This is a genomic window from Natronococcus roseus, assembly GCF_043677095.1.
GTDB classification, from domain to species: domain Archaea; phylum Halobacteriota; class Halobacteria; order Halobacteriales; family Natrialbaceae; genus Natronococcus; species Natronococcus roseus.
In genome coordinates, this window is record NZ_JBHLJR010000007.1 from 14,192 (window position 1) to 38,558 (window position 24,367).

The 24,367-nt window shown below is 64.5% G+C and carries 23 protein-coding genes; 10 read left to right on the forward strand and 13 right to left on the reverse strand.

Features of this window, described 5'->3' with window-relative positions; all coding sequences use genetic code 11:
- Positions 1 to 9: 9 nt before the first annotated feature.
- From ACFEMD_RS18515 to cobN, 8 genes are all read right to left on the reverse strand, one after another.
- The gene (locus tag ACFEMD_RS18515) at positions 10 to 900 is read right to left on the reverse strand and encodes a precorrin-3B C(17)-methyltransferase (RefSeq protein ID WP_394742777.1); all 891 of its coding nucleotides are present in this window, start codon (positions 898 to 900) and stop codon (positions 10 to 12) included.
- Positions 897 to 1,895 carry a cobalt-precorrin 5A hydrolase gene (cbiG, locus tag ACFEMD_RS18520; protein WP_394742778.1) on the reverse strand — a complete coding sequence of 333 codons (999 nt, stop codon included), beginning with the start codon at positions 1,893 to 1,895 and terminating at the stop codon, positions 897 to 899. Before cbiG ends, ACFEMD_RS18515 begins: the two co-directional genes overlap by 4 nt.
- Positions 1,896 to 2,105: 210 nt before the next feature.
- A complete protein-coding gene (locus tag ACFEMD_RS18525; RefSeq protein ID WP_394742779.1) occupies positions 2,106 to 3,029 on the reverse strand; it encodes a cobalt-precorrin-4/precorrin-4 C(11)-methyltransferase in 924 nt (307 codons plus the stop codon).
- Positions 3,029 to 3,967: a cobalt-factor II C(20)-methyltransferase gene (locus ACFEMD_RS18530; RefSeq protein WP_394742780.1), complete on the reverse strand. Its 939-nt coding sequence runs from the start codon at positions 3,965 to 3,967 to the stop codon at positions 3,029 to 3,031. Before ACFEMD_RS18530 ends, ACFEMD_RS18525 begins: the two co-directional genes overlap by 1 nt.
- Positions 3,964 to 4,575 carry a precorrin-6Y C5,15-methyltransferase (decarboxylating) subunit CbiT gene (cbiT, locus tag ACFEMD_RS18535; RefSeq protein ID WP_394742781.1) on the reverse strand — a complete coding sequence of 204 codons (612 nt, stop codon included), beginning with the start codon at positions 4,573 to 4,575 and terminating at the stop codon, positions 3,964 to 3,966. Before cbiT ends, ACFEMD_RS18530 begins: the two co-directional genes overlap by 4 nt.
- Positions 4,576 to 4,739: 164 nt before the next feature.
- A complete protein-coding gene (locus tag ACFEMD_RS18540; RefSeq protein WP_394742782.1) occupies positions 4,740 to 5,579 on the reverse strand; it encodes a cobalt-precorrin-7 (C(5))-methyltransferase in 840 nt (279 codons plus the stop codon).
- The gene (locus ACFEMD_RS18545; RefSeq protein ID WP_394742783.1) at positions 5,576 to 6,319 is read right to left on the reverse strand and encodes a precorrin-8X methylmutase; all 744 of its coding nucleotides are present in this window, start codon (positions 6,317 to 6,319) and stop codon (positions 5,576 to 5,578) included. Before ACFEMD_RS18545 ends, ACFEMD_RS18540 begins: the two co-directional genes overlap by 4 nt.
- Positions 6,312 to 10,208: a cobaltochelatase subunit CobN gene (gene cobN, locus ACFEMD_RS18550; RefSeq protein WP_394742784.1), complete on the reverse strand. Its 3,897-nt coding sequence runs from the start codon at positions 10,206 to 10,208 to the stop codon at positions 6,312 to 6,314. Before cobN ends, ACFEMD_RS18545 begins: the two co-directional genes overlap by 8 nt.
- Positions 10,209 to 10,242: 34 nt before the next feature.
- Here cobN and ACFEMD_RS18555 point away from each other — a divergent pair, with 34 nt between their 5' ends.
- The 4 genes from ACFEMD_RS18555 to ACFEMD_RS18570 all read left to right on the forward strand — a co-directional run bounded on the left by ACFEMD_RS18555 (position 10,243) and on the right by ACFEMD_RS18570 (position 14,912).
- Positions 10,243 to 12,432, forward strand: coding sequence for a VWA domain-containing protein (locus tag ACFEMD_RS18555; protein ID WP_394742785.1), 2,190 nt, complete (start codon positions 10,243 to 10,245; stop codon positions 12,430 to 12,432).
- Positions 12,433 to 12,530: 98 nt separating this feature from the next.
- Entirely contained in the window at positions 12,531 to 12,749 is a 219-nt protein-coding gene (locus ACFEMD_RS18560) for a hypothetical protein (protein WP_394742786.1), read from the forward strand.
- A gap of 176 nt (positions 12,750 to 12,925) precedes the next feature.
- Positions 12,926 to 13,279, forward strand: a complete 354-nt coding sequence (locus ACFEMD_RS18565) for a DUF7344 domain-containing protein (RefSeq protein ID WP_394742787.1) — start codon at positions 12,926 to 12,928, stop codon at positions 13,277 to 13,279.
- A 397-nt stretch (positions 13,280 to 13,676) separates the two neighbouring features.
- Complete coding sequence (locus ACFEMD_RS18570) at positions 13,677 to 14,912, forward strand: Zn-dependent hydrolase (protein ID WP_394742788.1); 1,236 nt, start codon at positions 13,677 to 13,679, stop codon at positions 14,910 to 14,912.
- Positions 14,913 to 15,026: 114 nt separating this feature from the next.
- Here ACFEMD_RS18570 and ACFEMD_RS18575 read toward each other — a convergent pair whose 3' ends face one another.
- Positions 15,027 to 16,313: an amidohydrolase gene (locus ACFEMD_RS18575; protein WP_394742789.1), complete on the reverse strand. Its 1,287-nt coding sequence runs from the start codon at positions 16,311 to 16,313 to the stop codon at positions 15,027 to 15,029.
- Positions 16,314 to 16,502: 189 nt separating this feature from the next.
- Here ACFEMD_RS18575 and ACFEMD_RS18580 point away from each other — a divergent pair, with 189 nt between their 5' ends.
- The 6 genes from ACFEMD_RS18580 (at position 16,503) to ACFEMD_RS18605 (ending at position 20,941) form a co-directional block, all read left to right on the forward strand.
- Positions 16,503 to 17,252 carry a DUF5058 family protein gene (locus tag ACFEMD_RS18580; protein WP_394742790.1) on the forward strand — a complete coding sequence of 250 codons (750 nt, stop codon included), beginning with the start codon at positions 16,503 to 16,505 and terminating at the stop codon, positions 17,250 to 17,252.
- Position 17,253: 1 nt separating this feature from the next.
- Positions 17,254 to 17,994, forward strand: a complete 741-nt coding sequence (locus ACFEMD_RS18585) for a hypothetical protein (RefSeq protein ID WP_394742791.1) — start codon at positions 17,254 to 17,256, stop codon at positions 17,992 to 17,994.
- 487 nt (positions 17,995 to 18,481) lie between these two features.
- Positions 18,482 to 18,769 carry a hypothetical protein gene (locus ACFEMD_RS18590; RefSeq protein ID WP_394742792.1) on the forward strand — a complete coding sequence of 96 codons (288 nt, stop codon included), beginning with the start codon at positions 18,482 to 18,484 and terminating at the stop codon, positions 18,767 to 18,769.
- A 340-nt stretch (positions 18,770 to 19,109) separates the two neighbouring features.
- Positions 19,110 to 19,538, forward strand: coding sequence for a (4Fe-4S)-binding protein (locus ACFEMD_RS18595; RefSeq protein ID WP_394742793.1), 429 nt, complete (start codon positions 19,110 to 19,112; stop codon positions 19,536 to 19,538).
- Positions 19,539 to 19,745: 207 nt separating this feature from the next.
- The gene (locus tag ACFEMD_RS18600; RefSeq protein ID WP_394742794.1) at positions 19,746 to 20,156 is read left to right on the forward strand and encodes a CoA-binding protein; all 411 of its coding nucleotides are present in this window, start codon (positions 19,746 to 19,748) and stop codon (positions 20,154 to 20,156) included.
- Between the two features lie 227 nt (positions 20,157 to 20,383).
- The gene (locus ACFEMD_RS18605) at positions 20,384 to 20,941 is read left to right on the forward strand and encodes a PH domain-containing protein (protein WP_394742795.1); all 558 of its coding nucleotides are present in this window, start codon (positions 20,384 to 20,386) and stop codon (positions 20,939 to 20,941) included.
- A 465-nt stretch (positions 20,942 to 21,406) separates the two neighbouring features.
- Here the strand turns inward: ACFEMD_RS18605 and ACFEMD_RS18610 are convergent, their stop codons facing one another.
- The 4 genes from ACFEMD_RS18610 to ACFEMD_RS18625 all read right to left on the reverse strand — a co-directional run bounded on the left by ACFEMD_RS18610 (position 21,407) and on the right by ACFEMD_RS18625 (position 24,294).
- A complete protein-coding gene (locus ACFEMD_RS18610; RefSeq protein ID WP_394742796.1) occupies positions 21,407 to 22,396 on the reverse strand; it encodes a hypothetical protein in 990 nt (329 codons plus the stop codon).
- 88 nt (positions 22,397 to 22,484) lie between these two features.
- Entirely contained in the window at positions 22,485 to 22,970 is a 486-nt protein-coding gene (locus ACFEMD_RS18615; protein WP_394742797.1) for a hypothetical protein, read from the reverse strand.
- Positions 22,971 to 23,086: 116 nt separating this feature from the next.
- Positions 23,087 to 23,794 carry a hypothetical protein gene (locus ACFEMD_RS18620; RefSeq protein ID WP_394742798.1) on the reverse strand — a complete coding sequence of 236 codons (708 nt, stop codon included), beginning with the start codon at positions 23,792 to 23,794 and terminating at the stop codon, positions 23,087 to 23,089.
- A complete protein-coding gene (locus ACFEMD_RS18625) occupies positions 23,794 to 24,294 on the reverse strand; it encodes a DUF4870 domain-containing protein (protein WP_394742799.1) in 501 nt (166 codons plus the stop codon). The genes ACFEMD_RS18620 and ACFEMD_RS18625 overlap by 1 nt, the downstream gene beginning before the upstream one ends.
- Positions 24,295 to 24,367 lie beyond the last annotated feature (73 nt).

The window sequence follows — 24,367 nt, forward strand, 5'->3', positions numbered from 1 at the left end:
GGTTGTAAGTCAGAAATCCTCGACGTCGCGCCCGCCGCGGGGCGTGACGAGGTACGTTCGGTCGTCGTTGCTCCAGGTCTCGGTCTCGTGATTGCCGACGATCAGCGAGGTGCCCATTCCCGAGACCCTGTCGTCGTGGTCGGCGGCCTCGCCGAGGGTGGTGATGAACTCGCTTTCGCCGTTGCGGCCGGCGTCGGCCCGACCCGCATCGTTGACGATCGCAACGCGGGCGTCGTCCGTCCGCTCCTCGCGAACGATCTCGACCGCCTTCTCGTAGTTGCGCCAGCAGTTGTACAGCACGATCACGAAATCGGAGATCGCCGCCGCGCGCAGCTTCTCCTCGATCTCGTCCCAGCCGCGCCACTTGTCTGACAGCGAGACCGTACAGAAGTCGTTACACAGTGGCGCGCCGACGTTGGCTGCACCGCCCAGTGCCGCCGTCATGCCGGGGACGATCTCGATCGGAACGTCCGTCGCATCCTCCTCGTCGGCCATCTTGAAGATCAGATCGGACTTGCCGTAGACGGAGGGATCCCCGCCCGAGACGTGGGCGACGTCCTTTCCCTCGCGGACGTAGTCGAACGCCGCGCGGGCGAGTTCGATCTGTCGACCCATCGTCGAGCGAACGATCTCCTGCTCGAAACCGTCTTTACGGGTGGCGATCCCCTCGTCGTTCGTCCGCTCTTCGGACGGAATCGTCCCGTCGTCGCGTAGAAACTCCTGGTAGAGGGTCGAGGCGATGACGACGTCGGCGGACTCGATGACCCGTTTGGCCTTCACCGTCATGTGATCCGGCAGACCGGGGCCGATGCCGACGACCGAGAGGGTGCCGTGGTCGTCGGGGGTGCCGCCGGCTGTCTCGGTCGCGACTGGGTCCGCGGCGTCGGCGTCCGAACTCATCGACCGATCGCCACCGTGACCTCGTTTTCGTACCCCCGCTTCTCGAGTACCAGTTCCCGCTCGGCGCCGCCGGCGATCGCACTCGCCTCGGAGACGCCCGGCCAGCCGATCAGCTCCTTGGACTTCGAGGGCGTCGGTCCCTCGTGTTCGAGCAGCGTCTCCTTGTCGAAAACCACGACGCCCAGATCGAGCTCCCGCGCGGCCTCGAGCAGTCCCTCCTCCTCGGCCTTCCGGGTCGCGGTGGCGACGAACTCGACGTCCTCGAGGTCGTACTCGGTCCGCTCGAGGGCCTCCTCCCAGGCGGCGAGAAACGCGTCCTTGCTGGCGCCGGAGACGCTGCCCGTACCGAGAACGATTCCGCTCTGCTTGTTGCGCTTGAGGACGGTGACGTCGTCGCCGACCAGCACCGCCCGTGGGCCCTCGAGCCGAGCGACGGGACCCAGCTCGTCGTCGAGCACGGCGAGGTTCGTCTTGACCGTCGAGTCGCCGTTGACGACGTGGGCGTCCATCGCCTTGGCCTTCGACTCGACGCCCTGCTTGCCCGCCGCCTCGCTGGCAGTAGTCATCGCGGGGACGGCACCCATCGTCGCCAGATCCTGGGCGACCTGGTTGGCGCCGTGGTGGCCGCCCGTGATCGGGATCGCCCAGGTTAACTCCTCGTCGACGACGCAGATCGCGGGATCCTCCCACTTGTCGTCGAGCAGGCCTGCAGTTTTGCGCATCGCAATCCCTGAAGCCATCAGGCCGACGAAGCAGTCGTACTCGCCCCAGTGGTCGGCGAAGACGTCGCCGTAGTACTCGAGGATCTCGATCGACTCGTACCGATCGCCGATCTCGGCTTTGACCTCCTCGGCGGTCTCCATCTTGCGCTCGAAGGAGACGATCGCGATCTCCTCGGCCACCTCGCCGTCCGAATCCGGTGTCGAACAGTGGCCGCCGTCGGAGTCTGTACTCGAGTCGTCCGTGCCGTCCGCGTTCTCAGTTCCTGAACTCATTGTCGAACCTCCATTGTACCGAACTCGTCCGTTCCACGCCGAATCGACCCGATCGGACCACCGCGCGGGTGGGACTGAAAGGGGCCAGCCCCGTCGGCGAAGGCGGCCGACGTAAGGACCGCAGGCCAACGGCCGAGGACCGCAGCGAGGCCCCCGAGTTGACGGGGCTGGGGGATTTCACCGTGTTCGCGGTCTCGAGGCCGAGTCGTCTCAGTCATTGCCCGCCTCCGTCTCACCCGTACTTCCGGAAGAACCGCGATTGGCCCAGTCGCCGTAGAGATACGAGCGCTCGTAGCCCGCACCGGTCACGGCGTCGCCGATGACGACCAGCGCCGAGGCCCGATACCCCGCTTCCTCGACCCTGTCGGCAATATCGCCGATCGAGCCGACGATCACGTCCTCGTCCGGCCAGGAGGCGTGGTAGATCACGCCGACGGGCGTCTCGGGGTCGTGGCCGTCCTCGAGCAGCCGATCCATCGTGTCCCGAACGGCGTGAGTGCCGAGATAGATGCAGGTCGTCACGTCGCCCATCTCGACGAACTCGGAGATGTGGTCCTCCTCGGCGCTCAGGGTCTTGCCCTGCGGGCGGGTGAAGGCGACGTGGTTCGCGACCTCGTTGAGCGTCAGCTGCGTCCGCAGGGTGGCGCTGGCCGCAAAGGCCGAGGTGACGCCGGGAACGAAGTACGTCGGCACGCCCTCGTGCTCTAAGGCGTCCATCTGCTCGAGCGCCGCCCCGTAGATGGCGGGGTCGCCGCTGTGCAGGCGAACCACGTTCCGACCCTCCTCGTGGGCGTCCCGCATCAGGGGGATCAGTTCCTCGAGGTCCTTCCCCACGGAATTGACGAGTTCCGCGTGGTCGCAGTACGCCTCGAGCAGTTCGCTGTTGACCAGCGAACCGGCGTGGACCACGAGGTCGCTCTCCTCGAGCAGCTCCCTCCCGGCTACCGTCAGCAGCCGCGGATCGCCGGGGCCGGCGCCGACGAAGGGAACTCCCTCCTGTTCGTCGCCGGCGCTGTGGTCGAAGACCCGGTCGTCCAGTTCCTCCCGGCGACGCTCCCCCTGCGCGTCGATCGCGCTCTGGGGGTCGCCGTCGTCCGAGGTTCCGTCGTCGTCCATTTCAGTCGTCTCACGCATCAGTACCAGCGCTCGCTACAGTCGCCGTGTTCGCAGCCCTCGACGCGCTCGAGGTCGACGAGCGTGCCGTCGACGTCCGAATCCTCCGGAAGGGAACGAAACTCGACACCTCGTTCGCGTCCGGACGACGGTCCGTTCGCCGACGATCGCCCCGCGACGGTCGACTCGCTACCGCCGTCCGCGATCGACTCGTCGCTCGACATTGCGTCGTCGGGTTCGGTATCGCCGTCGCTCGAGCGAGCGTCCGTTCCGTCGGTTCGGAAGGCTGCCGTCGCCCGCTCGATCTCGAGATCCGCCTTCTCGGCGTAGGCCAGCGTGTAGTAGTCCCGTTCGTCGGTCTCGGCGGGGTCGTCGGTCACCAACGTCTCGCCTTGCTCCATGAACAGCCGACGGCCGTAGGTCACCTCGTAGCCCGCCTCGACGAGCCCCGCGTGGGTCGCCGGCGCGTCGGTGACCTTGAACAGGATCATCCGATCCGGCCCCGTGGGGCTGGCCCCGCTGGCCGCCTCCCGGAGCGAGAGCCCCGCGCCGGCCTCGATCTCGACGCCCAGCGCGGTCGCGAAGGCCGTCACCGCGCTCACGCCGGGGACGATCTCGAGGTCGACGTCGGGGTGGAAGGCGTCGATCGTCCGCCGAAGGTGGCCGAACGTCGAGTAGACGTTCGGATCGCCGAGCGTGACGAAGGCGACGTCGCCCTCGCGAGCGTTGGGCGCGATCTCCGCGGCGGCCTCCTTCCAGGCCGCCCGAAGCTTCTCCTCGTCTCTCGTCATCGGAAAGTCGAGGTCGCCGATCCGCTCCTCGGGGACGTGCTCGAGCGCGACCGTTCGGGAGAGGCGGCCCGGGGAGTAGACGACGTCCGCGTCCTCGAGAATCCGTTTTCCTCGGACCGTCACGAGGTCGGCCTCGCCGGGGCCGAGTCCGACGCCGTAGAGGGTCATCGCTGCGATCCCCCACCGTCGGCGGTGACTCGCGTTCCGTCGTCTCCGTCCGCGTCGTTGTCGGTCGCGCTGCCGACCAGCATGTACACCGGGTTCTCCGAGTCGAAGCTCGTCGCACCGGCGAGCTCGTAGCCGTGACTCACCTGGAACTGGACGACCTCCTCGAGGAGGTCCCGCTCGCGGAACGCCTCGGTCGCCCGACCGGCGACCTCGAGGCGCGAGATGTTCATCACGACGCGATCGACGCCGGCTTCCGCGGCGTGGTCGAGAACGCCCTCGAAGTTGCGGCTCCCGCCGAGAAAGAGCGCGTCGGCGTCCTCGGGCAGCCCCTCGGGGGCCTCGGCGTTGCGCAGCTCGACGTCGGCCCGCACCGAGTCGGCGTTCGCCGCGAGGTTCTTTTCGGTCGTCTCGAGCCGTTCGGCCTTCCGCTCGAGGGCGGTTACGCGCTTCGCCCGTCGCGCGGCCTCGATCGTGACGGCGCCCGTACAGGAGCCGACCTCGACGAAGTGGTCGTCCGCCTCGAGCGCGAGCTTCGAGAGGGTAACGGCCCGAACTTCGGCCTTCGTCGGCCCGGCCTTCGCGTCGTGTGGCAGCGCAATCGGTGCCATTACCCGTGGATGACTGGTGCCTCCACTAAAACAATTGTGGTTGGTTTAGATCAACTACTATTGGGCATTCTGAGTTTCGGTAGCGAAAATTTCGTTGTGTTCCTGGGGTGACTGAGGAGAACGCGAGGACGGGCGTCGGAACCGGAAAGCGGTGCGGGCGACCGCTACACGGGTTGTCGCACCGCGAGCACAACCAGATCCGAGAACGGAGTGTCCTCCCGGCCGTCGCCGCCCGCGTGGTCCGACAGCTCGGCCAGCGTGAACCGGTGGATCCGCTCGTCCTCGTGGGTGAGTTTCTCACAGACCAGCGCCTCGAGTTCGGGGTCGGCGCCGCACTCGAGCAACAATGCGGCGAGGTCGCCGGGCATCCGATCGTACGGTCGCGGGAGCGCGAGCAGGTAGCGGTCGTCCTCGACGACGGCCCTCGCGAGTCGGTCGACGTCGCCCTCGAGGTCGCCGCTCTTGTGGAGCGTGACGAACTCGGCGTCCTCCATCGGGACCCGGGCGCGGCTCGCGGCCACCTGCAGCGAGGAGATGCCGGGGACGATTCGGATCGGGGGCTCGGCGGTCGCTCGTTCCGCAGCATCCCGACGAGTGTGCGAGTCGGGGCTCGTCGAGCTCTGCTCGACGGCGTCCTGGACCTTCCCGACGAACTGATAGCCCGAGTGGTTGGGGTCGCCCATCGCCACGGCGGTTCCGGACTCGCCGGCGGCGACGCGCTCGCCGAACGTCTCGAGAGCTGCGGCCTCGTCCTTGTAGCCGCAGGTCAGCAGGTCGGCATCGGTCAGGTCCGCGACGAACTCGACGACGGTCGTAAAGCCGACGACGACGTCTGCCTCCCGGATCGCCCGTTCGCCGCGCGGCGTGAGGAACTCCTGATTCCCGGGCCCGACGCCGACTGCGTAGACGGGATCGTCGATCTCCTCGTCGATGTCCGGTTCCGGGTGCCCGGCCGCGAACGTTGCCGGGTCAGGACCCGAATCGAGGTCGTACCCGTCGCTCATTCGTCCCTCCGGGTCGCCCGATCGGATGCCGTCCGATCCAGCTCGAGCTCGCCCGTTCGAACGTCGCTCGCGACGTGGATCAGCTCGTTCGTTAGCGCGGCCGCCAGGCCGCTCCCGCCGCGGCGACCGACGTTCGTGATCGCCGGCACACCGTACTCCGCGCTGACCTCGCGAACGCGCTGGCGGCTCTCCTCGGCCTTCACGAAGCCGACGGGGGTCGCAACGATTACGGCCGGTCGGGTACCGTTCTCGAGGCAGTCCGCCAGCGCGAACGCCGCCGTCGGCGCGTTGCCGACGACCGCGATCGCACCGTCGTAGACGCCCCGATTGTCGAGCTCGAGCACCGACGCCGCTGTTCGGGTCATCCCCGTCTCCTTTGCGAGTTCGGCGCCGTTTCCGATCGCCTTGCGCGTCTCGCAGTCGTGGCCCCGACCCGTGACCCCGGCTTTGGCCATCGTGATGTCGGTCACGATGGGCGCTTCCTCGAGCACCGCGCGGGCGCCGGCACGGACGGGGGCGTCCTCGTCGTCCCTGATCTCGTCGCTGCCGGTGAACTCGAGCAGATGCTGGAACTCGATGTCGCCCATCGAGTGGACCGACTTCTGGCGGACCCGATCGGCGAGCGTCTCGTCGGGGACGAACCCCCGGACGATGTCCATGCTCGTCTCGGCGATCTCCATCGCGTTCTGCGTGGTTGCGCCCAGATCGGCGTACTCCTCGTCGTACTCGCCCTCAGTCATCGTCGGACACCTCCGCGCCGACGACCTCGTTGGTCGTCCGCGCCTCGAGGTCGCCCTCGGCGGTGAGGTTCAGGTCGCGCAGGCGGTCGGCCGTCTCGTCGTCGGCGTCCCAGAGGTCTCGCTCGACCGCCTCGAGCAGCGTGTCGGTGATGGACTCGAGGGCCCACGGGTTGACGTCGCGCATCCACTCCTGGCGATCCTCGTCGAAGGCGAACTTCTCGGCGACCTCGGTCCAGAGGGTGTCGCTGACGACCCCCGTGGTGGCGTCCCAGCCGAGCGTCACGTCGACCGTCGTCGAGAGGTCGCCCGCGCCCTTGTAGCCGTGCTCCTCCATCGACTCGAGCCAGTCGGGGTTCAGCACCCGCGAGCGCATCGCCTTCCGGACCTTCTCCTCGTTCGTGTAGACGTCGACGTTGTCCGGGTCCGAGGAGTCCCCGACGTAGGAGGCGGGCTCCTCGCCGGCGATCTCGCTGACGGCCGAGATGAACCCGCCGTGGAACGCGTACCAGTCCGAGGAGTCGAACTCGTCTTGCTCCATCGTGTCCTCGATCTTGACCGTCGCGTCGACGCTCGAGAGACGGCGCTCGAAGGCGTCGTGGGCGTCCGAGACCCGACCGCGGGAGCCCATGGCGTAGCCGCCCCACTGGACGTAGACCTCGGCGAGGTCCGAGCGGTCGTCCCAGTTACCCTCGTCGACGGCCTTGTTCGTTCCGGCGCCGTAGCCGCCGGGTTTCGTGGTGAAGACGCGGTGTGTGGCGGCCGTGCGGGCATCGGATTCCTCGAGCCCTGCGTCCTGCTCGAGCTCCTCGGCCTCCTCCTCGACGTGTTTCTTGACGTAGTTCAGCTCGTGGGGCTCCTCGAGATCGACCACGGCGTCGACGGCGTCGTGGATGACCCCCGCCGCGGCGGGGAACGCGTCCCGGAACAGACCCGAGACCCGCGTCGTCACGTCGATTCGGGGTCGGTCGAGCTCCTCGAGGGGGATCGGCTCGACGTCGTCGATTCGGCCGGCGTCGGTCCAGACGGGTTCGACGCCCATCATCGCGAGCACCTGGGCGATGGTCTCGCCGCGGGTGCGGACGGTGGGGGTCCCCCAGGCGACGACGCCGATCTCCTCGGGGTACTCGCCGTTCTCCGCGTGGTGGCGCTCGAGGACACCCTCGGCGACCTCGCTACCGACCTGCCAGGCGGGCCTGGCGGGCACCTTCCGGGGATCGAGCGTGTAGAAGTTCCGCGCCGTCGGCAGCAGGTCGACGCCGCCGCGGGTCGGCGCGCCGGATCCACCGGGCGGCACGTACTCGCCCGAGAGGGCGTCGGCAGTCCGGGGTACTTCGTCCTCTGCCCCCTGCACGCGGGGCTGGGCCTCCTCGCAGATGTACGCCAGCACCTCCCGCAGATCGTCGTGAGCCCTCGAGGTCGCGCGGGCGTCGCCGATCGTCTCGAGGTCGACGACGAGCAGGTTCATGTTCACCTCGTCCTCCGGTCCAGCACCTCGCTCGGACTCGGGAATGTCGAACCCGTGTTCGGCCAGCGTCGCGACCAGCTCGAGGCTCGTCGCCCGCACCTCGTCGGCGGCCTCGGCGTAGGTCATCCCGAGGGCCTCGTCGTACTCGCCGGGCGCGTTTAGCATCTTCTCGTAGTCCACGCCCAGCACGCCGGCGACGCTCTCGCGCAGGCTCGGCGCGCCGGGGTTCTCGAGGCGGGTGAGCGCGACGAGATACTCCACGAGGCGGTCGTCGGCCGGCGGCTCGGACATGGTGTGGAGCCCCAGCCGGATCTGGGTCGACTTGACGTCGGTGAGATACTCGTGGATCCGCTCGACGAGGACGTCGACGTCGACCCGATCGCCCTCGACCTCGCCCTCGGCGAGCGTCGAGCCGGCTTCCTCGGGACCGCGAACGTCGGCCTTCTCGTCGATCGACCCCTCGATCCCAAGTTCGACCGTGAGATCCAGCTCGTCGACCGTCTCCCGCATGAGGTCCTCGAGGTGCTCGCCGCTATCGGCGCGGGCGTCTTCCATCCCGGCCTCGCGGTACTGGTTCGCGAGCTCCTCGAGCTCGGCCAGCTCGTCGTACGTCCCCGCGGCCCGCATGACGGGCGTGAGGTAGTCGACGATCGCGGCGTACGACCGTCGCTTGGCCTGGGTCCCCTCCCCGGGGTTGTTGACGATGTAGGGGTAGACGTTCGGCAGGTCGTCGATCAGCTGGTCGGGTGCACTCTCCCCGTTGAGCCCGACGGTCTTGCCGGGGAGCCACTCGAGGCTGCCGTGGGTGCCCAGGTGGACCACGCCGTCGGCGCCGAACTCGTTGCGCAGCCAGCCGTAGAACGCGTAGTAGTCGTGGGGCGGCTGCAGGTCGGAGTCGTGGTACACCTTCGAGGGATCCATTCCGAAGCCGCGCGGGGGCTGGACCGTGACGAGGACGTTGCCGAACTCGACACCCGGAACCGCGAACGGCCGGTCCGGAACTTCACCCCACTCCTCGAGCACGTTCTCCCGGAAGCGCTCGTCCGCGGACTCGAACCAGTCCTCGTACGTTTCGGGGGCGACCGTGTCGACCGAGAGCTCGCGGACGTCCTTGGGCGCGACCCAGCGGTCCTCGAGGGTCAGCTGCGAGGTGAGCTTCTCGACCAGCGTCCGTCCGTCCTCGGGCAGCTCGCCGCCTAAGTCGTAACCCCTGGCGTCGAGCTCCTCGAGCAGGTTCACCGTACTCTCCGGGCTGTCGAGCCCGAACGCCGTCCCGATCCCGTCGTCGCTCGGCGGGTAGTTGTGCAGGACGACCGCAACCCGCTTCTCCTCGTTAGGCGTGTGCCGGAGTTGGGCCCAGTTGACCGCCAGCCGCGTCGCGTGATCGATCCGATCCTCGATCGGGAAGTGGTGTTTCGGCGCCGACCCGATTCCGGCCTCGTCGTCGGTCCGTTCCTTCCCCGAGATGGGGTGGGTGATGACGTTGCCGTCGAACTCCGGCAGCGCGACCGAGAGCGCCAGTTCGAACCCCATGACGCCCGTGTCGCTGGATTCGTAGCGCGACCGGGACCGCATCGTGGTGACCGTCTGCAGAACGGGAACGCCGAGTCGGTCGAGGAAGACGTCCTCGGCACTCTGGCCCTCATCACTCGCCGAACGGCCGCGCTCGTCCATCGACAGCGAGAACATGAAGGAGGAGAGGACGGCGTCGACGACAGGCTCGCCACTGTCGTCGATGAGCCATTCATCCGTCACCCACTCCGCGTCCTCTTGTTCATCTGTATCCGTGGCGGGGTTACAGAAGATCGGCAGGGCGTTCACCCCCTGCTCCTCGAGCGCCCGGACCTGGGCGTCGACGTAGCGGGTGTTCTCGTGGGTCCAGTGCGATTCGTAGAACCAGATCGCCACGGTCGGCTTCCCCGGGTCGTGGGTCTCGAGCAGTTCCTCGTAGCCGACACCCGGATAATCGGGGTGGTAGACCCCCTCCGTGGGGAGTTCGGTCGGCTCCTCGTACGCGAGGTCGCGGTCGCCGTACTCGCTCGCGAGGAACCGACAGCAGTTCTCGGCGTTGATCGTCCCGCCCCGCTCGAGGTACTCACAGACCCGCTCGCGGTGCTCGGCGCCGACTGTCGTATCCTCGAGGGCGAAGGCGTCGCCGGTCGCCTTCACGATCAGCGGAACGCTCGCCTCCTCGAGTGCGCCCGTCGCGTAGTCGTAACCCGGCATGCTGTCCTCGGCGCCGTGCAGCCAGAAGATCGCTGCGTCGACGCCGCGCAGTTCCTCGACGAACGCCTCGATCGCGGCTTCGTCCTCGAGGTCGCTCTCCGAGCGGACGACCAGTTCGACGTCCTCGAGACGCTTCGCCGCGCGTCCGATCGATCCGAGCTCGTTCTCCGTCGCGGTATAGATCCCGATTCGTGCCATCGAATTTTTAAACCTCTATTGTATTAGCGCAACTATGGTTGTAAACGCCGGGGGCAAAAAGCTGTCGTCGACCCCGTTTCCGGCGATCGTCGGCCAGTCGGAGCTCAAGCGCGCGCTGTTGACGATCGCTGCGAACGACGCACTCGAGGGGGCGTTGATCGTCGGCGAGAAGGGCACGGCGAAGTCGACCGCCGTCCGGGGACTCGGCGATCTCCTCCCCGAACAGCGCGTCGTCGCCGATTGCCGGTACGGCTGCGCGCCCGACGATCCGACGCTGCAGTGTGAGAGCTGTCGAAAGCGCGATTCCGACGAGCTGCCCGTCGAGACGCGTCCCGTGCCGCTGGTCACGCTCCCGCTCGGGGCGACCCGCGACCGGATCGTGGGAACGCTCTCGGTCGAGGACGCCCTCGCAGGCGAGGCCGAGTTCGATCCCGGGCTGCTGGCCCGCGCGAACCGCGGCATCCTCTACGTCGACGAAGTCAACCTGCTCGAGGACCACCTCGTCGACGTCGTCCTCGATGCGGCAGCCAGCGGCGTCAACACCGTCGAGCGCGACGGGGTCAGCGTCGCTCATCCCGCGAACATCACGCTGATCGGGACGATGAACCCCGAGGAGGGCGAGCTTCGACCGCAGCTCCGAGACCGGTTCGCCCTTCGGACGACCGTCGAGGGCTGCCGAGACGTCGCGGATCGGATCGAGATCATCGACCAGGCGATCGGCAGTAGCACCGATCCGAATCCAACGGAGTACGCCGACGCCGTCGATCGACTCGGCGAGACGGTAACCGGCGCGCGCGACCGCCTGTCCCGCGTCGAGCTTCCCGACGAGTTCAAGACCGAGATCGCCGAACTCTGCCTCGAGGCCGGCGTCGACGGCCACCGCGGCGACATCGCGACCGCCAGAACCGCGAGGACGCTGGCCGCCCTCGAGGGTCGAACGACCGTGATCGAGTCGGACGTCCGCGAGGCGATCACCTACGCGCTCCCGCATCGCCTCCGGAGCACGCCGTTCGAGGACGAACCGAAGCTCGAGGAGCTGCTCGAGGACCGGTTCGACGAGGAGTTGTCCGACGAGACGGAGGGAAGCGACGAGGGCGACAGGGACGACGAGGGCGAACCCGAATCCGAGGACGCCCGCGAGGACGGACCCGACGCCGACGACGGCCACGACCGCAACCGCGACGAGCCCGATGAGACCGACGGCAGCTCGGATCGCTCGGACGGCACGAACGACGACGAGCGCGACGGAACGGAGCGCGGACGGCGACCGAGCGACGACGACCGTTCGGCTTCGGCCGAGGCGGGACGATCGACCGGGGGCGATCGTGACGGATCGGACGGTGAGAACGAGGATCGCACAGAATCGAACGACGACGGCACCGATACCGAACCGAACGAGGACGGTGGGGACGCTCGACCGCTCGTTCCCGGCCGTCGGGCCGAGATCGGCGACGCGAGCGCGCCGGCGCTCGAGGCGTCCGAGGCCACGGGCGACCGCCGTGCCCGTACGGAAGGGAGCCGAACGACCGCCGCACCGAACACCGAGAACCGGGGGGCCCGCGTCAGGACCGAACCCGCGTCGGACGACGGCCCGATCGATGCCGCGGCGTCGGTCCGGTCCGCCGCGGCCCGTGGCGCGTCGGACGTCGAGACGGACGACCTGCGACGGTCCGTTCGGACGGGGGAAACGTCGACGACGATCGTCTTCGCCGTCGACGCGAGCGCGTCGATGCGACCCGCGATGCGAACCGCCAAGGGCGTCGTCCTCGAGCTGTTGCGGGACAGCTACCAGCACCGCGACGAGGTCGCGTTCGTCGCGTTTGCGGGCGACGGCGCCGACGTGTTGCTTCCGCCGACCGACAGCGTCTCCCTCGCTGCACGTCATCTCAAGGAGCTGCCGTCAGGTGACCGAACGCCGTTGCCCGCCGGCCTCGAGACCGCCCGGGCGGTCCTCGAGCGCTCGACGTCGGAGGCTGCCGTCGTCGTCCTCGTCACCGACGGCAGGGCGAACGTCGCCGACGGAAGCCCAACGGACGCGACGCGGGTGGCGGCCCGGCAGCTCAGGAGTACTGAAGCGGAGCTCGTCGTCGTCGACGCCGGTGACGACCCCCGTGCCGGACTCTCGGGGCTCGTCGCCGACGAGGCCGGCGGCGAACGCGTCCCGCTGTCCTCCCTCTCGCCGGAGCTGGTTCGTTCGACCGCCGAGTCGGCGGGCGCTGAGTAACACTGGTCGTTCGAGATGAACGACACCGTTATTAATGTTCGGAGCTTGAAAGGTGTGAGAGTACAGCGATCACGCGTCGTTCCGCTCTCTCACCTATCATGGAATCAAATCACTCTCCTCACTCCACCAGGGATGTAACAGCAGCGTTCGAGCACGAACTCCAAGACCTGGTTCTCACCGCGTTCGGACACGGAGCGGCCGTCGAGGGAACGTGGGAAATCGTCTCTCCGGCCGCTGATGCTCCGAACTGGGGCGTAACGATCGAGAAGGATACGCCGGACGACCGCCGCTTCGAGCCGACCGTTCTCGAAGAGTAAATTGTCGTTTTGGGAAAGTTTGTCAACCAAAGTCACGCGCTCCGCTTGAGCAGTGGGTCCAACGACAAAGGTTATAATTACGCTTCGCCCATCCGAGGGTAGACGTACTCTACTGATGTTGGCTTTCGAGAGATGTTGGCTCGCGCTGTATCGGTGTAGTACCTCACTCGCCTATGATGCCCCACGCTCACGGTCCGAACCGACCTGACGAGAACCGTTCCGAAATCACCCCGACGGAACTCTTCGTCGCGTTCTCACACGCACGTCGTCAGAAGACGGTCGCCTACCTGTCACAGAAGGCTGCGGCTATTTCGCTCGGGGATCTCGCCGAGTACATCGCGATCAAGGAGGAGAACCCGTCGTACGAGTGGTACGAGCGGATCCTCACCGATCTGGCACACCATCACCTGCCGCTGTTGCAGGAGATGAACCTCGTCGACTACGATCGAGAGAGCGAGTCGGTGCAACTGGCCGTCGAACGATCCGTGGTAACGCCGTACCTGGATCTCGCTGGCTATACCAGTGTCTAAGTGAACGTTCAGCTGTCAGGTGGGACCCCACCCGATCCCTGAATCGTGAAGTACCTCGGGGGCAAGCCTCGGAGGCACTTTCGCTGTATCTCCGTAGAACAGCAGGGATAGTCCCACCGAGCACCCGTTCGAAGTTTCGCTCGAGATCGTACAGATGGTCGGATCGTCGGACGGATGCGCCGGTGCTTTCACTCGAAAATCGACTCTCGATGCCGCCGAGAGCGTACCGTACCTGTCGTGGGTTACAGCGCCATCTCCGTGTTCGCTCGGCTCACTTCGAGGGCGTACTATCGCCGGCATGCAGTGAGACCACAGCCGTCCGTCGTTCGACCGTGGCAGTCGTAGATGACTGTCCGAACAGTCGTGACTTTAATGAACCAGAGAGAAAGGGTAGCGTATGGAATTTAGCCTGACTCGGGATCGATTCGTAGAAACGATGCGGACACAGGCGGAGATCGGCGCTACGGAGAACGGTGGACTGCACCGACTGGCCCTCTCTGAGGAAGACAAGGAGGTTCGGGACTGGTTCTACGAGCAGATGGAACGAGCCGGTCTGACGGTCCGAGTTGACGAGTTCGGGAATATGTTCGGCCGGCGTGAAGGTGCACGCGATCTCGAGCCGATTTTGGTTGGTTCACACCTCGATTCCCAACCGTACGGCGGTATCTACGATGGCGCACTGGGGACGATCGCTGCCTTGGAGTTCGTCCGGGAGTTGAACGATCGAGAGATCACGACCGAACGTCCGGTCGAAATCGTCAACTGGACCAACGAGGAAGGCTCACGGTTCCAACCGACACTACAGGGAAGTGGCGTCTGGTCCGGAGCTCTCGAGTTAGACGTACAACACGCGGCAACCGACGAGGACGGCCTCTCCGTCGAAGCAGAGCTCGAGCGGATTGGCTACAAGGGGGACCATCCAGCGAAGCCGGCGACGGACTACGATTCGTACCTGGAGCTTCACATCGAGCAAGGACCCTATCTCGAAGACAATAACAAGGACGTCGGTATCGTTACCGGCATCGTCGGACTAACATGGGGTGAAATCACCTTCTTTGGGGAAGCCAACCATTCGGGCGCGACCCCGATGCACCACCGCAGCGATGCGATGGTCGCGGCGGCCGACGTGATCACGCAGGTCAGACGGATTCCCAGTACACTCGGGGAGCGAACGGTCGGCACCGTCGGCTCCGTCGATGTCCAACCGGATTCGATCAACGTGATTCCGGGCGAAGTCTCGTTTACGTACGGCTTTCGCGATTCGGACGCCCGGACCCTTCAGGAGGCAGAAGAGCGCGTACTCCGAGAGGCCAAGGCTGCGGCCGAACGCGAGGGAGTAACGTTCGAACACGAGGATCGTGCTAACGCGGAACCTGTCTACTTCGAGGATCGCTGTGTCGATGCCGTCCGAGGGGCAGCTGGCGACCTGCAGTACGATTCCATGGACGTGTTCAGTGGCGGTGTTCACGATGCCACTCACGTGAATAGCGTGTGTGATACGGGAATGGTGTTTGCGGTTAGCGAAGGCGGCAAGAGTCATACAGAAGAAGAGTACACCAGCTGGGCGGACTGCTATAGCGCAGCGGATACGCTGGCCGGAGCCGCGCTCAAACTGGCCAACGACAAGCTGTGACGGTTCAGTATCAACTTTCTCGAGGGAGGCCGTAGCCTACGTTCCGCGTGAACTTTTTGATGCAGTCTCGTCCGATCGCCCCTGAACTGGATTTCGAAAAGCCGAACTGAAGCGCTAAGCCAGGAGCTCGAGCGCCGCACTCGAAAGGACGGCCACTCCAATCGAGAGGCTGTCTTCGTCGACGTCGAAGGTGGGAGTGTGATGGCCGCTGGGGTGATCGGTGCCGATCCCGACGAACGTTCCGGCGCCGCCGTTCGCCTTGACGGCCTGCAGAAGGTGGGTGAAGTCTTCGCTGGCACCCAGGGTACCCCGGCGGACAACCGAGGAAACGGCGTCCGTATGATTCTCGGCGAGATCCGCGACGAGATCGACGACTTCTTCGTCACAGTCCTCCCGCGGTGCCTGTCCCTTGATCGACGTCTCGACGCTACAATCGTGCATCTCAGCGGCGGAGTTGAGGACCCGCACTGACGCATCTCGCATATACTCCATCAGGGCAGTGGTTTCACCACGCACTTCGGCATCGGCCGAGGCTCGATCCGCGACGACGTTCGAGGCGTTTTCGGAGCGAAGGTTACCGACATTCACGCGCGTACTTCCGTCTCCGTGTCGAGGAATACCGTACAAGTTTCCAGCAGCGGTTACGAGCGCCTGTACTGCGTTGCGCCCCTGATTGGGCGCCAGACCGGCGTGTGCCGACTCGCCCTCGAACTCCACGCCGAGCTTACTGAAGGCCAGTGCTTCGTCGATACCGGCGACTACCTCTCCCGTCGGATGATCCAGGCCGACGTGGACACCGAGGAGATAGTCGACATCATCGATATGCGGACCAGCAGCCATGGGCTTACCGCCACCGAGAACCTCCTCGGCGGGCTGAAAGAAGACCTTGAACGTTCCCTCGAACTCGCTCTCGAGAATCGTCTCGAGTGTTCCGAGTCCGAAGGCAACGTGGGAGTCGTGTCCGCAGGCGTGCATCGCTCCGTCGTGTTCCGAGCGAAAGCCCTCTGTAGCGGGCAGGTGGCTCTCGCCGGTCGACTCCTCGATCGGGAGTGCATCGATGTCGACCCGAAGTCCGACGGTTGGCCCATCACCCTTCTCGACAACCGCGACGACTCCCGTGGTGCCGCCTTGGAGCTTTTCGAGAACGTCTGGCCGGTCCGTGCTCTCTCGAGCCTGCTCGAACCAGTACGATAGCTCTGCCTCGTCGGGAACGCCCAGTCGTTCCGCTGGATCGATCGCGTCGGGACCGACGTGTATCTCGTCGACGTCGGTTTGTTCGAGTTCGTCGACGATTCGTGCGGTGGTCCAAAATTCGCGCCACGCGGGTTCCGGGTGTCGATGAAACTCGCGTCGGAGTTCGGTAAGATACTCGTCGTCCGGGGGGTTAATATTCGGTACCATAACACACGATTCTCAAGTACGCTATTTTAAGCCTGCGGACAGAAAGAGGGCAGAAATGTCAGACTCTACAGCAGTTGCGGTCAAACTACTGATATTGCTCTCTTTATAGCTGAATCGTCCTATCGAACAGAACCTGCACACATCTACTTCCAAAGAATAAAGATAGTTGCCGGGTGGATTTCGAGTGGTATGATACCACACACAGATACTCCGAACGTCCCCCTGTATATGGACATCGCGAACAGCGTATACATGTGGGCTGCTGCGGGTGTCGTCGTTCTACTGGTACTCACTCAGGCGGCGCTCTTCATGCGGCGTGCGTACCGATCGGGGAAGAAAATGGGAATGGACGAAGAACAACTCAAGACGGGACTGCGAGCTGGAATGATCTCGGCCGTCGGTCCTGCAGTGGCGATCCTGATCGGGATGATGGCGCTAGTCGCGACGGTCGGTGGCGCGATCGCCTGGATGCGTCTCTCCGCGATCGGTTCTGTGATGTTCGAACTCTCAGCGGCCGAGTTCGGAACACAGCAACTGGGGTACTCTCTCGGTGATGAGGAACTCACGGAGGTTGCCTACGCGAACGCAGTCTGGGTGATGACGTTCGGCGCAGTTGGCTGGCTCATTATTTCGGGACTGTTCACCCCTCATATGGAAACGATACGACAGCGGATCGGCGACGGGAGGGAATCACTGCTTCCCGTTATCAGCGCCGCGGCTATGCTCGGTGCCTTTGGGTACCTCGCCACTGGAGAAGTAATGTCCGGAAGTCCGTTTACCGCTTCCGTCGCCGTTGGCGGGCTCATGATGCTTGCACTACTGCACATCGCCGACTCGAGGGACGTTCAGTGGATACGAGAGTGGGCTCTCGGAACGGCGATGATCGTGGGATTGTTTGCAGGAGTCCTGACGCAGGTAACGCTCGGCGGGTTGTGGTAAGATGGCTGGAAAACAAACCCAACAACGTTCTACGGATCGCTCGACGGAGGAAGTGTACGAAGAGGAGTTCGTTCCGTATATCAACAAATGGGGACGGCGAACGAATCTGCTCGCCGTTGCGCTCTCGTTCGGACCGGCTCTGGTCCTGCTCAGCGTGTACGGAATTCTCCCGCCAGCGGGTGCTATCCTGGGTGGTTTCATATCCGTGGTCGGCGCCTGGGGTGCCTTCTGGCTCGTCGAGCCGATCTCCTACTACCCGGTTCTTGGCGTTTCCGGGACGTACATGGCGTTTCTGTCGGGAAACATCTCCAACCTCCGACTGCCGAGCTCTGCGGCAGCACAGGAAGCTGCTGACGTCGAAATCGGCACGCCCGAAGGGGATATCATCTCTACACTGGGAATCGCCGGCTCGATATTTGTCAATATCTCCATCCTCACCGTCGGCGTTCTCGGGCTCGTTTCGGTGTTTCAGGCCCTCCCGGAACTCTGGCAGAACGCGCTCGAGCTCTATCTCGTTCCGGCAATCTTCGGTGCGATATTCGCCCAGTTCGGGAGGGACTTCCCCAAAGTCGCGGCTATCGCTCTCTCGCTGGCGTTCGTTGCGAACCTGCTTCTAGAGTTTGGCTACTTTGCGTTCCTTCCGGGCGATCCGATCTACGCTGTTATCATTATCGCCGTCTTCGGGACAATGTTCATCTCGAAGTGGATGTGGGAACAAGGGATGATAAGACAGGACAGGTAGACGCCACTCAGTGGCGTTATATCCGCCCTCAGAGCGCGGGGTGGGGTATAACGGGGTTCGTTACGCTCGTGGCAGTGTCAGTCGCTTACGTTGCAGCTTCCGAGGAGTGTTTGCGGGTACCGGCCGAGTCGGTCCAGCGTCCCGTCCGTTCTGCAAACCAACCCGGCCAGACGGTGCCAGGTAGGTCGTTCGGCTTGCCGTTCGGTACTCCCTACTCGTGGTTACGGAACCATAGTAACGGCTGTCGACGACCGAAAGCATGGACTTCAGCTTCGATACCTCGTGGCGAGAAACGAGTACGGTGCGGCTAACTGATTTAGTTACATCCATCAAATGTCTAATTCAGCCGGAGTACGCCTAATCCATACTGATCGTTCGAACTATCGGTCGCCCTTATTACCCCATTCGGCCGTACCTGAGTTGCACTATGACAGATCGAACCCTGACCCGCCGCCGGACAGTATCTCTCGTTGGCGTAGGTGCAGTAGTGGGACTGGCAGGCTGCGGAGACCTCGGAGACGAAGGGCCGGAAGAGACCGAGGGAGAGGAAACGGGCACTGACGGGGACGAAGACGGCGGAACGGACGAAGACGAAACGGGGGACGATACCGGCGACGACGAAAGTGAGGATGACGACGGCGGCGACGACGAGGGGGGCGAAACCGACAACGGAGACGACGACGCCGAAATTCAGGAGGTAGAGGGGTACGGCCGCGATACTGGCACCGAAGACGAGGGTGATGAAGGTGAGGGGGACGACGAGAACGGGACGTAGCTGGGGCCACAGACCTCTCCGGGGATCGAGAACCGGTACGGACACGGTCGGTCACAGAGCGTCTCAATTGTGGCAGGGACTCGGCGAGCCGAATCTCGAGTCCGCTACACTCGGACGAGACGGACGAAGAAAGGTCTCTGAAAGCACGAAAGCGCTATCGCTGCGTCCGAAACGGACGACGACTTCGTCCGTCGTAGTCTCCGTATATCGGAGTTTTCACCGTAACCCGAACCTGATCCACGTCTCTCACCAACTGTCTCCGAACACCGGTCTTCATTCCCCACCAACAGTGATATGCTCTAGCGTGGCGAATACGGATATCCTTGACGGGAGGACCTCTATGGAAGAGAACGTTCACACCTACTCCGGAGATCGAATCGAAGTCCGCTACGACATCAACCGGTGCATTCACGCCAGGGAGTGCGTTCGCGGGCTTCCGGAGGTGTTCGACCCCGACAAGCGACCGTGGATCGAACCGGACAACGCCGACGTCGACGACCTCGAGGACGTGATCGTGGAGTGTCCGACAGGGGCACTACAGTTCGACCGAACGGACGGCGGACCGGAAGAACGGGTTCCGGAGACGAACGTCGTCACCGTCTGGCCCGATGGACCGCTGTATCTCCGCGGCGATATCGAGATCGTGACTCCGGACGAGACGACGGTGCTCGAGGACACGCGCGTCGCGCTCTGTCGGTGCGGTGCGTCGGAGAACAAGCCGTTCTGTGACGGATCACACGACGAGATCGGCTTCTCCAGCGACGAGTAGTTGTGACCGTTCGATTCCGGAACTGTGGGTATCGAATGGCCATGGGCGAACTCATCACCGATGTTCGAAGACGATTCCGGGGTCAAGGCAGTCCGGACGTCACCTGAAGAGGTCCGCGAACGTTGAAGCGGTTGCCGACCTGTGAGGTACTGCTGTCAAGCTACCCAGTGTCGGTACACTCAACCGGTTGACCCGACAACATACCGTATGCCAGTCGAAGACGACGACGAACTCCGGGGGATCCTCGAGCTAGAGCGAGTCGCCGTGATCGGAGCGTCCACCGACTACGAGAAAGCTGCCCACATCGTCCCCGCGTTCCTTCAGCGAAAGGGCTACGAGATCGTTCCGGTCAACCCCTACGCCGAGGAGGTATTTGGACGACCCGCCTACGCCTCACTCTCCGACGTCGAGACGGGGATCGATATCGTGCAGATCTTCCGCCCGAGCGACGAGGTCGACGACATTGTCGATGCGGTACTCGAGCGTGACGACGTGCAGGCGGTCTGGATGCAACTCGGTATCAGTAACGAGACGGCCACACGGCGGGCCGAGCGCGCCGGAATTAAAGTTGTTCAGGATCGATGCATGAAAGCCGAGTACGGCATGCTCATGCACTGACTGTCTCGACGGTTTGGGGCCTCGGAAGGGGAACTCGTCGGCGCACGACTCACACAGCGTACGAGGTAACGTGAAATCGCGAGGAAAACGGGAAGCCGAAATCCGTCTCAGTGTAACGGATAGGGTGTCGTTTTCGCGGATCGATGGGGTCGAGAGCACCGCCGGTGGTCTGGAGACGACCTCATCGTCCGAAAGGACCAGTATCGAAGAGACGAAACGTAGTACCGATGGAGGAAACGCACGAGTCGTACGACGACCTCGCGGCTGCGGACTGGCTTCACCTCACCGACGACGAGCAGGTTCAGTGGGCGGGCCGTCCCTCGTGGCTCACGATCGCAGCCTCGGTCGCGTTCGGGATCGGTGTCGCGGTGCTCGGGATCGTGCTTACGGTCTGGCTTTCGGGGGTTATCACCGGCGAGACCGTCCCGTCCTGGGTGGCGTATCTGCCGCTGGTACTGGTCCTGGCCGGCGCCGGACAGGTGGGCGCGACGTACCTCAACTGGATCCGGCTGCTGTACGTCATCACCGACGAGGAGATCTACGTCAAACACGGGCTCATCTCTCGAGACGTCACGCAGGTTCGCCTCGACAGGGTCCAAAACACCGCGTACAACCAATCGGCACTCGAGCGGGCGCTCTCGTTCGGCGACGTCGTGGTCTACACGGCCGGAACGTCGACCGACGACGTCACCTTTCGCAGCGTTCCGAACCCGGAACGAGTCAAGCGAACGCTTACGCATCTGCTGAGCGAGAGCCGAACGCCCCAACCCAGCGACGGTCTCTGAGAGGACAACCGTGGTTTGCACTCGTGCGCTCGCTCGAAGGTGAGACGCGAGGCGCGTCTCCCTCGGCTCGAGCAGGTTCTTCGGACTAGTGTCTGCTCGATCGCGGACTCGCCCTGACCGGTCGGATCCGGCCGGAGACGGCTACGTATCGGGACGGAAGAGGGCGCAGTTCGGACACCAGACGGAGCTGTCGGCCCGAGCGATCTTTCGTCCACCGCAGTCGGTACATCGGTCGGTCGCGTATTGTGCCATGTAATACGAACGACACCAGTCGCTAATATGCTTTCCGTAAGATACTCACACACATACTGAACGGTCTCGAACTCGTACCGAACCGACGGGACGACGCGAGAGACCGGTGTGAATACGCCGACCGGCGACTCGAAAATTCATCGGAAATACGGTGTCGCTCTTTTGCAGGCCTCGGCGGGTCGTGCCGGCTCCCTATCGTCCGGCGACGTGGTTTCAGGTGGGTTCCCTCCTCGGAACGTCGCCGTCCGACGAGCCCTCGGTCGGGTAGGACTCCGCCTCCTCGGCGTCGGCCTTCGCCGTCAGCTCACGGAACTTCTTCGAACGGCGCTCGAGGAAGTCGACCGTCTCGCTGTCCGGCGTCAGCTCGCGGGACTCGATCAGGAACGTCGTGATCACGACGGTCTTCACCCAGGGTCTGAGGACGCCGAGGTAGACCGTCAGGCCGATCCCGGCGACGGCGACCCAGCCGAGGATCTCAAACGTCGGCGAGAGGCTCCCGAAGACGGCGGCCAGCGGCGTCAGCGCCAGCAACAGTCCGAACGCCACCGCGTACATCCCGAGGATGATCGCCAGCGTCGAACCGAGGATCGACTTCCAGGTCTTCGCGTAGAGGACGACGCCGTCCCGAGCCGCTCGCCAGTTGTTCTCCTCCTCGGCGATGAAGACGTAGGCGATGATCGCCTCGTCGATGTACGATGCCGCGAGCCCGATCGCCTTCCGAAGGACGGTGAGGATGTTCGAAAGCGTCGGAACGAAGCTCACCAGATTCGACAGCGAGATGGCGGTGTTGTTGAACTGCCGGATCGCCGCCTTCACCAGCTGATCGACGACGAACAGGGCGTTGGCTTCTTTGAAGTGCGACCGCACCTGTCCGGTCCCGAACGCGAGCTGATTTCGCGGCGTCTCGCCGGTCTCGACGATATGGGCGATGACGGCGACGTGGCCCGCGGCGACCATGTAGAGGACGTACCGACGGGCGAAGCGCATCGCGGCCAGGAAGAGCAGGGTCGCGACGAGCAACCCGACCGCCCCGATCGGTCCGGAGACGGTCCCCGCGTCGAGCAGCGTCAGCACCAGCCAGCCGACGACGCCGAAGTAGACCACTGTGACGAGCCCGAACAGCGCCCCGACGGCGATCCGCAGCGCGACGAACGGGAGCGTCCTGAGGAAGACGTTCGTCGCCTTCAGGAAGTGCAGGACCATCGCTACGCCCTCCGCCGGCTCGTCAGTGACGACGAGGACTCCCTTGCCGAAGTCGTCGTGCGGTTCCGTACTGTCGGTGTCTCTCGTGTTAGCATGCTATCTCCCAGGTTACCTCCCCGCCGGCGGGGTCGTGTTCTACGTCGTCGTTCATGTAGGACGAGGGCTCGAGGTGGAGGCTGCCCGACGTGCCGCTGCCGAGTTCGAACTCGATCTCGTCGACGGTCGTCTGGGCGTCGTAGGCTTCTACTTCGCCGATCGTCTCGTTCGGGTCGCCGGTCGGAAACGAGACGTGGACGTCGACGACATCGGATTCGGCTGGATCGTGACGTTCGACCCAGAACTCGATCTCGTCATCCACATCTCGATGGCGAATCATCTCGTTCTCCGGTGGAAAGGTCCTGCTCTCCTCACACGAGGCGTCGTCGTAGGTGTACGTCTCGTCCAGAAACGTAATCTCGGCGGTTCCGACGCTTTCCCCGCTCTCGTCGTCGCCACCGTCGTCCGACGGCTCGTCGTTCGTCTCCTCCGTCTCGTCGTGACCTTCGTCCTCGTCTCCGCTGAGGCAACCGCTCACGAGTGGGACGCTCGCGGCGCCCAGTATTCGAAGGACCGTTCGCCGGTCAACTCCCCCGCTATCCCTCTGAGTTGGTATCGTCATTGTTTCCGTAGTTCGGTCGGTGTCGTTCTCTCTCAACTCCCCTCGTTCGGCACATCGTACTCGAGCAGCTCCATCTCGAGCAGTTGCTCGCCGCTCTCGTCGTAGTACGCGACGAACGCCGGGAACGCCAGTTCGGGCGAGAGGCAGCTCTCGTGGACGACCGCGCCGTCGACCTCGGTCGTGGCCACGTAACACTCCCGTCCGACGTAGGAGGCGGTGTCATCGACCGCGTAGCGAAAACTCCCCTCGTCGGTCGCGACGCGCCACTCGTAGCCGACATAGACACCCTCGTCAGCGACGACGTACGGCGAGTGCAGCCCCGAGCCGATGAAGATCGCCGCCGGCGTCGCCAGCAGCTCCGAGAACACCTCGTCCTGAGTGCCGGTTACGGTCCGGGCGAACTCGTCTCCGCTCTCGAACGCCAGCTCGGTGTCGACGACGAGCCGATCCTCCCCTGCGTCCTCGACGATCCAGCTGAAGGTTCCGGGGCCGTCCTCCTCGGTGTCGATGCGGTACTCGTAGCGCTCGCCCGGTTCGAACTCGTACAGCCGCCACTCCTCGTCGGTTTCCGGCGGCTCCTCCGGCGTCTCGACGTCGATCCCCGTTCGATCCTGAAGCTCATCGCCCGCCCGATCGCCGGCCTCGCTTCTCGCCCGGTTCGTGATGTCGTCGACGCTGAGACAACCGCTCAGCGCAGTGAGCCCGGCGATCGCGACGAACGAACGCCGGCGCACTCCCATCAGACGTACCTCTCTGCGATCTCGCCGGCGACGGGGAGGGCGTATCGCTCACCCGTAACCGCCTTGTACGTCAGCAGTACCCAGAGGATGAACCCGAGCGGAGCGAGCACCAGGAACGTCAGCATCGAGATCGCCAGCGACAGCATCCAGCCCACGAACGGCAGGAACTCGAGGACGAACCCCATCATGAACACGCCCATTCCGACGGCGAAGAAGCCGCCGAAGACGACGATACTCTGTGCGGCGTGAAAGCGGACGAACTCGTTTCGATCCTCGAGAAGGTAGAACAGCACCGCAATAAACGGTGCGAAGAGGTAGACGAGCGCTCCTGCGACGTTCTCGCTGAGGCCGCCGACGACGGCATCCTCTGCAGCCGTCGAGTCCTCGGCATCGGGGTCGGCGACTGCCGGCTCCGTACTGGTCGATCCGGTCTCCGCGGGGACGGGGTCGGGTCCGCTGGTCGATAGCTGTTCGTCGATGTCGGTGTTGTCTGTTGCCATTAGTTTCTCCTCCGTATCGCTGTTCTGGCCCATCCACTCTCGAGGAACGGGCCATCGAACCGATGCGTGTCGG

Excerpts from the sequence above, each read along its gene's own strand:
- ACFEMD_RS18585 (WP_394742791.1), top strand. The coding sequence starts at position 17,254 with ATGGCTGGAAAACAAACCCAACAACGTTCTACGGATCGCTCGACGGAG.
- ACFEMD_RS18525 (WP_394742779.1), bottom strand. The coding sequence starts at position 3,029 with ATGCGTGAGACGACTGAAATGGACGACGACGGAACCTCGGACGACGGC.
- ACFEMD_RS18620 (WP_394742798.1), bottom strand. The coding sequence starts at position 23,794 with ATGGGAGTGCGCCGGCGTTCGTTCGTCGCGATCGCCGGGCTCACTGCG.
- ACFEMD_RS18560 (WP_394742786.1), top strand. The coding sequence starts at position 12,531 with ATGGAATCAAATCACTCTCCTCACTCCACCAGGGATGTAACAGCAGCG.
- ACFEMD_RS18570 (WP_394742788.1), top strand. The coding sequence starts at position 13,677 with ATGGAATTTAGCCTGACTCGGGATCGATTCGTAGAAACGATGCGGACA.
- ACFEMD_RS18610 (WP_394742796.1), bottom strand. The coding sequence starts at position 22,396 with ATGGTCCTGCACTTCCTGAAGGCGACGAACGTCTTCCTCAGGACGCTC.
- ACFEMD_RS18555 (WP_394742785.1), top strand. The coding sequence starts at position 10,243 with ATGGTTGTAAACGCCGGGGGCAAAAAGCTGTCGTCGACCCCGTTTCCG.
- ACFEMD_RS18540 (WP_394742782.1), bottom strand. The coding sequence starts at position 5,579 with ATGAGCGACGGGTACGACCTCGATTCGGGTCCTGACCCGGCAACGTTC.
- ACFEMD_RS18580 (WP_394742790.1), top strand. The coding sequence starts at position 16,503 with ATGATACCACACACAGATACTCCGAACGTCCCCCTGTATATGGACATC.
- cbiT (WP_394742781.1), bottom strand. The coding sequence starts at position 4,575 with ATGGCACCGATTGCGCTGCCACACGACGCGAAGGCCGGGCCGACGAAG.
- ACFEMD_RS18625 (WP_394742799.1), bottom strand. The coding sequence starts at position 24,294 with ATGGCAACAGACAACACCGACATCGACGAACAGCTATCGACCAGCGGA.
- cbiG (WP_394742778.1), bottom strand. The coding sequence starts at position 1,895 with ATGAGTTCAGGAACTGAGAACGCGGACGGCACGGACGACTCGAGTACA.
- cobN (WP_394742784.1), bottom strand. The coding sequence starts at position 10,208 with ATGGCACGAATCGGGATCTATACCGCGACGGAGAACGAGCTCGGATCG.
- ACFEMD_RS18600 (WP_394742794.1), top strand. The coding sequence starts at position 19,746 with ATGCCAGTCGAAGACGACGACGAACTCCGGGGGATCCTCGAGCTAGAG.
- ACFEMD_RS18530 (WP_394742780.1), bottom strand. The coding sequence starts at position 3,967 with ATGACCCTCTACGGCGTCGGACTCGGCCCCGGCGAGGCCGACCTCGTG.
- ACFEMD_RS18595 (WP_394742793.1), top strand. The coding sequence starts at position 19,110 with ATGGAAGAGAACGTTCACACCTACTCCGGAGATCGAATCGAAGTCCGC.
- ACFEMD_RS18545 (WP_394742783.1), bottom strand. The coding sequence starts at position 6,319 with ATGACTGAGGGCGAGTACGACGAGGAGTACGCCGATCTGGGCGCAACC.
- ACFEMD_RS18575 (WP_394742789.1), bottom strand. The coding sequence starts at position 16,313 with ATGGTACCGAATATTAACCCCCCGGACGACGAGTATCTTACCGAACTC.
- ACFEMD_RS18515 (WP_394742777.1), bottom strand. The coding sequence starts at position 900 with ATGAGTTCGGACGCCGACGCCGCGGACCCAGTCGCGACCGAGACAGCC.
- ACFEMD_RS18605 (WP_394742795.1), top strand. The coding sequence starts at position 20,384 with ATGGAGGAAACGCACGAGTCGTACGACGACCTCGCGGCTGCGGACTGG.
- ACFEMD_RS18565 (WP_394742787.1), top strand. The coding sequence starts at position 12,926 with ATGCCCCACGCTCACGGTCCGAACCGACCTGACGAGAACCGTTCCGAA.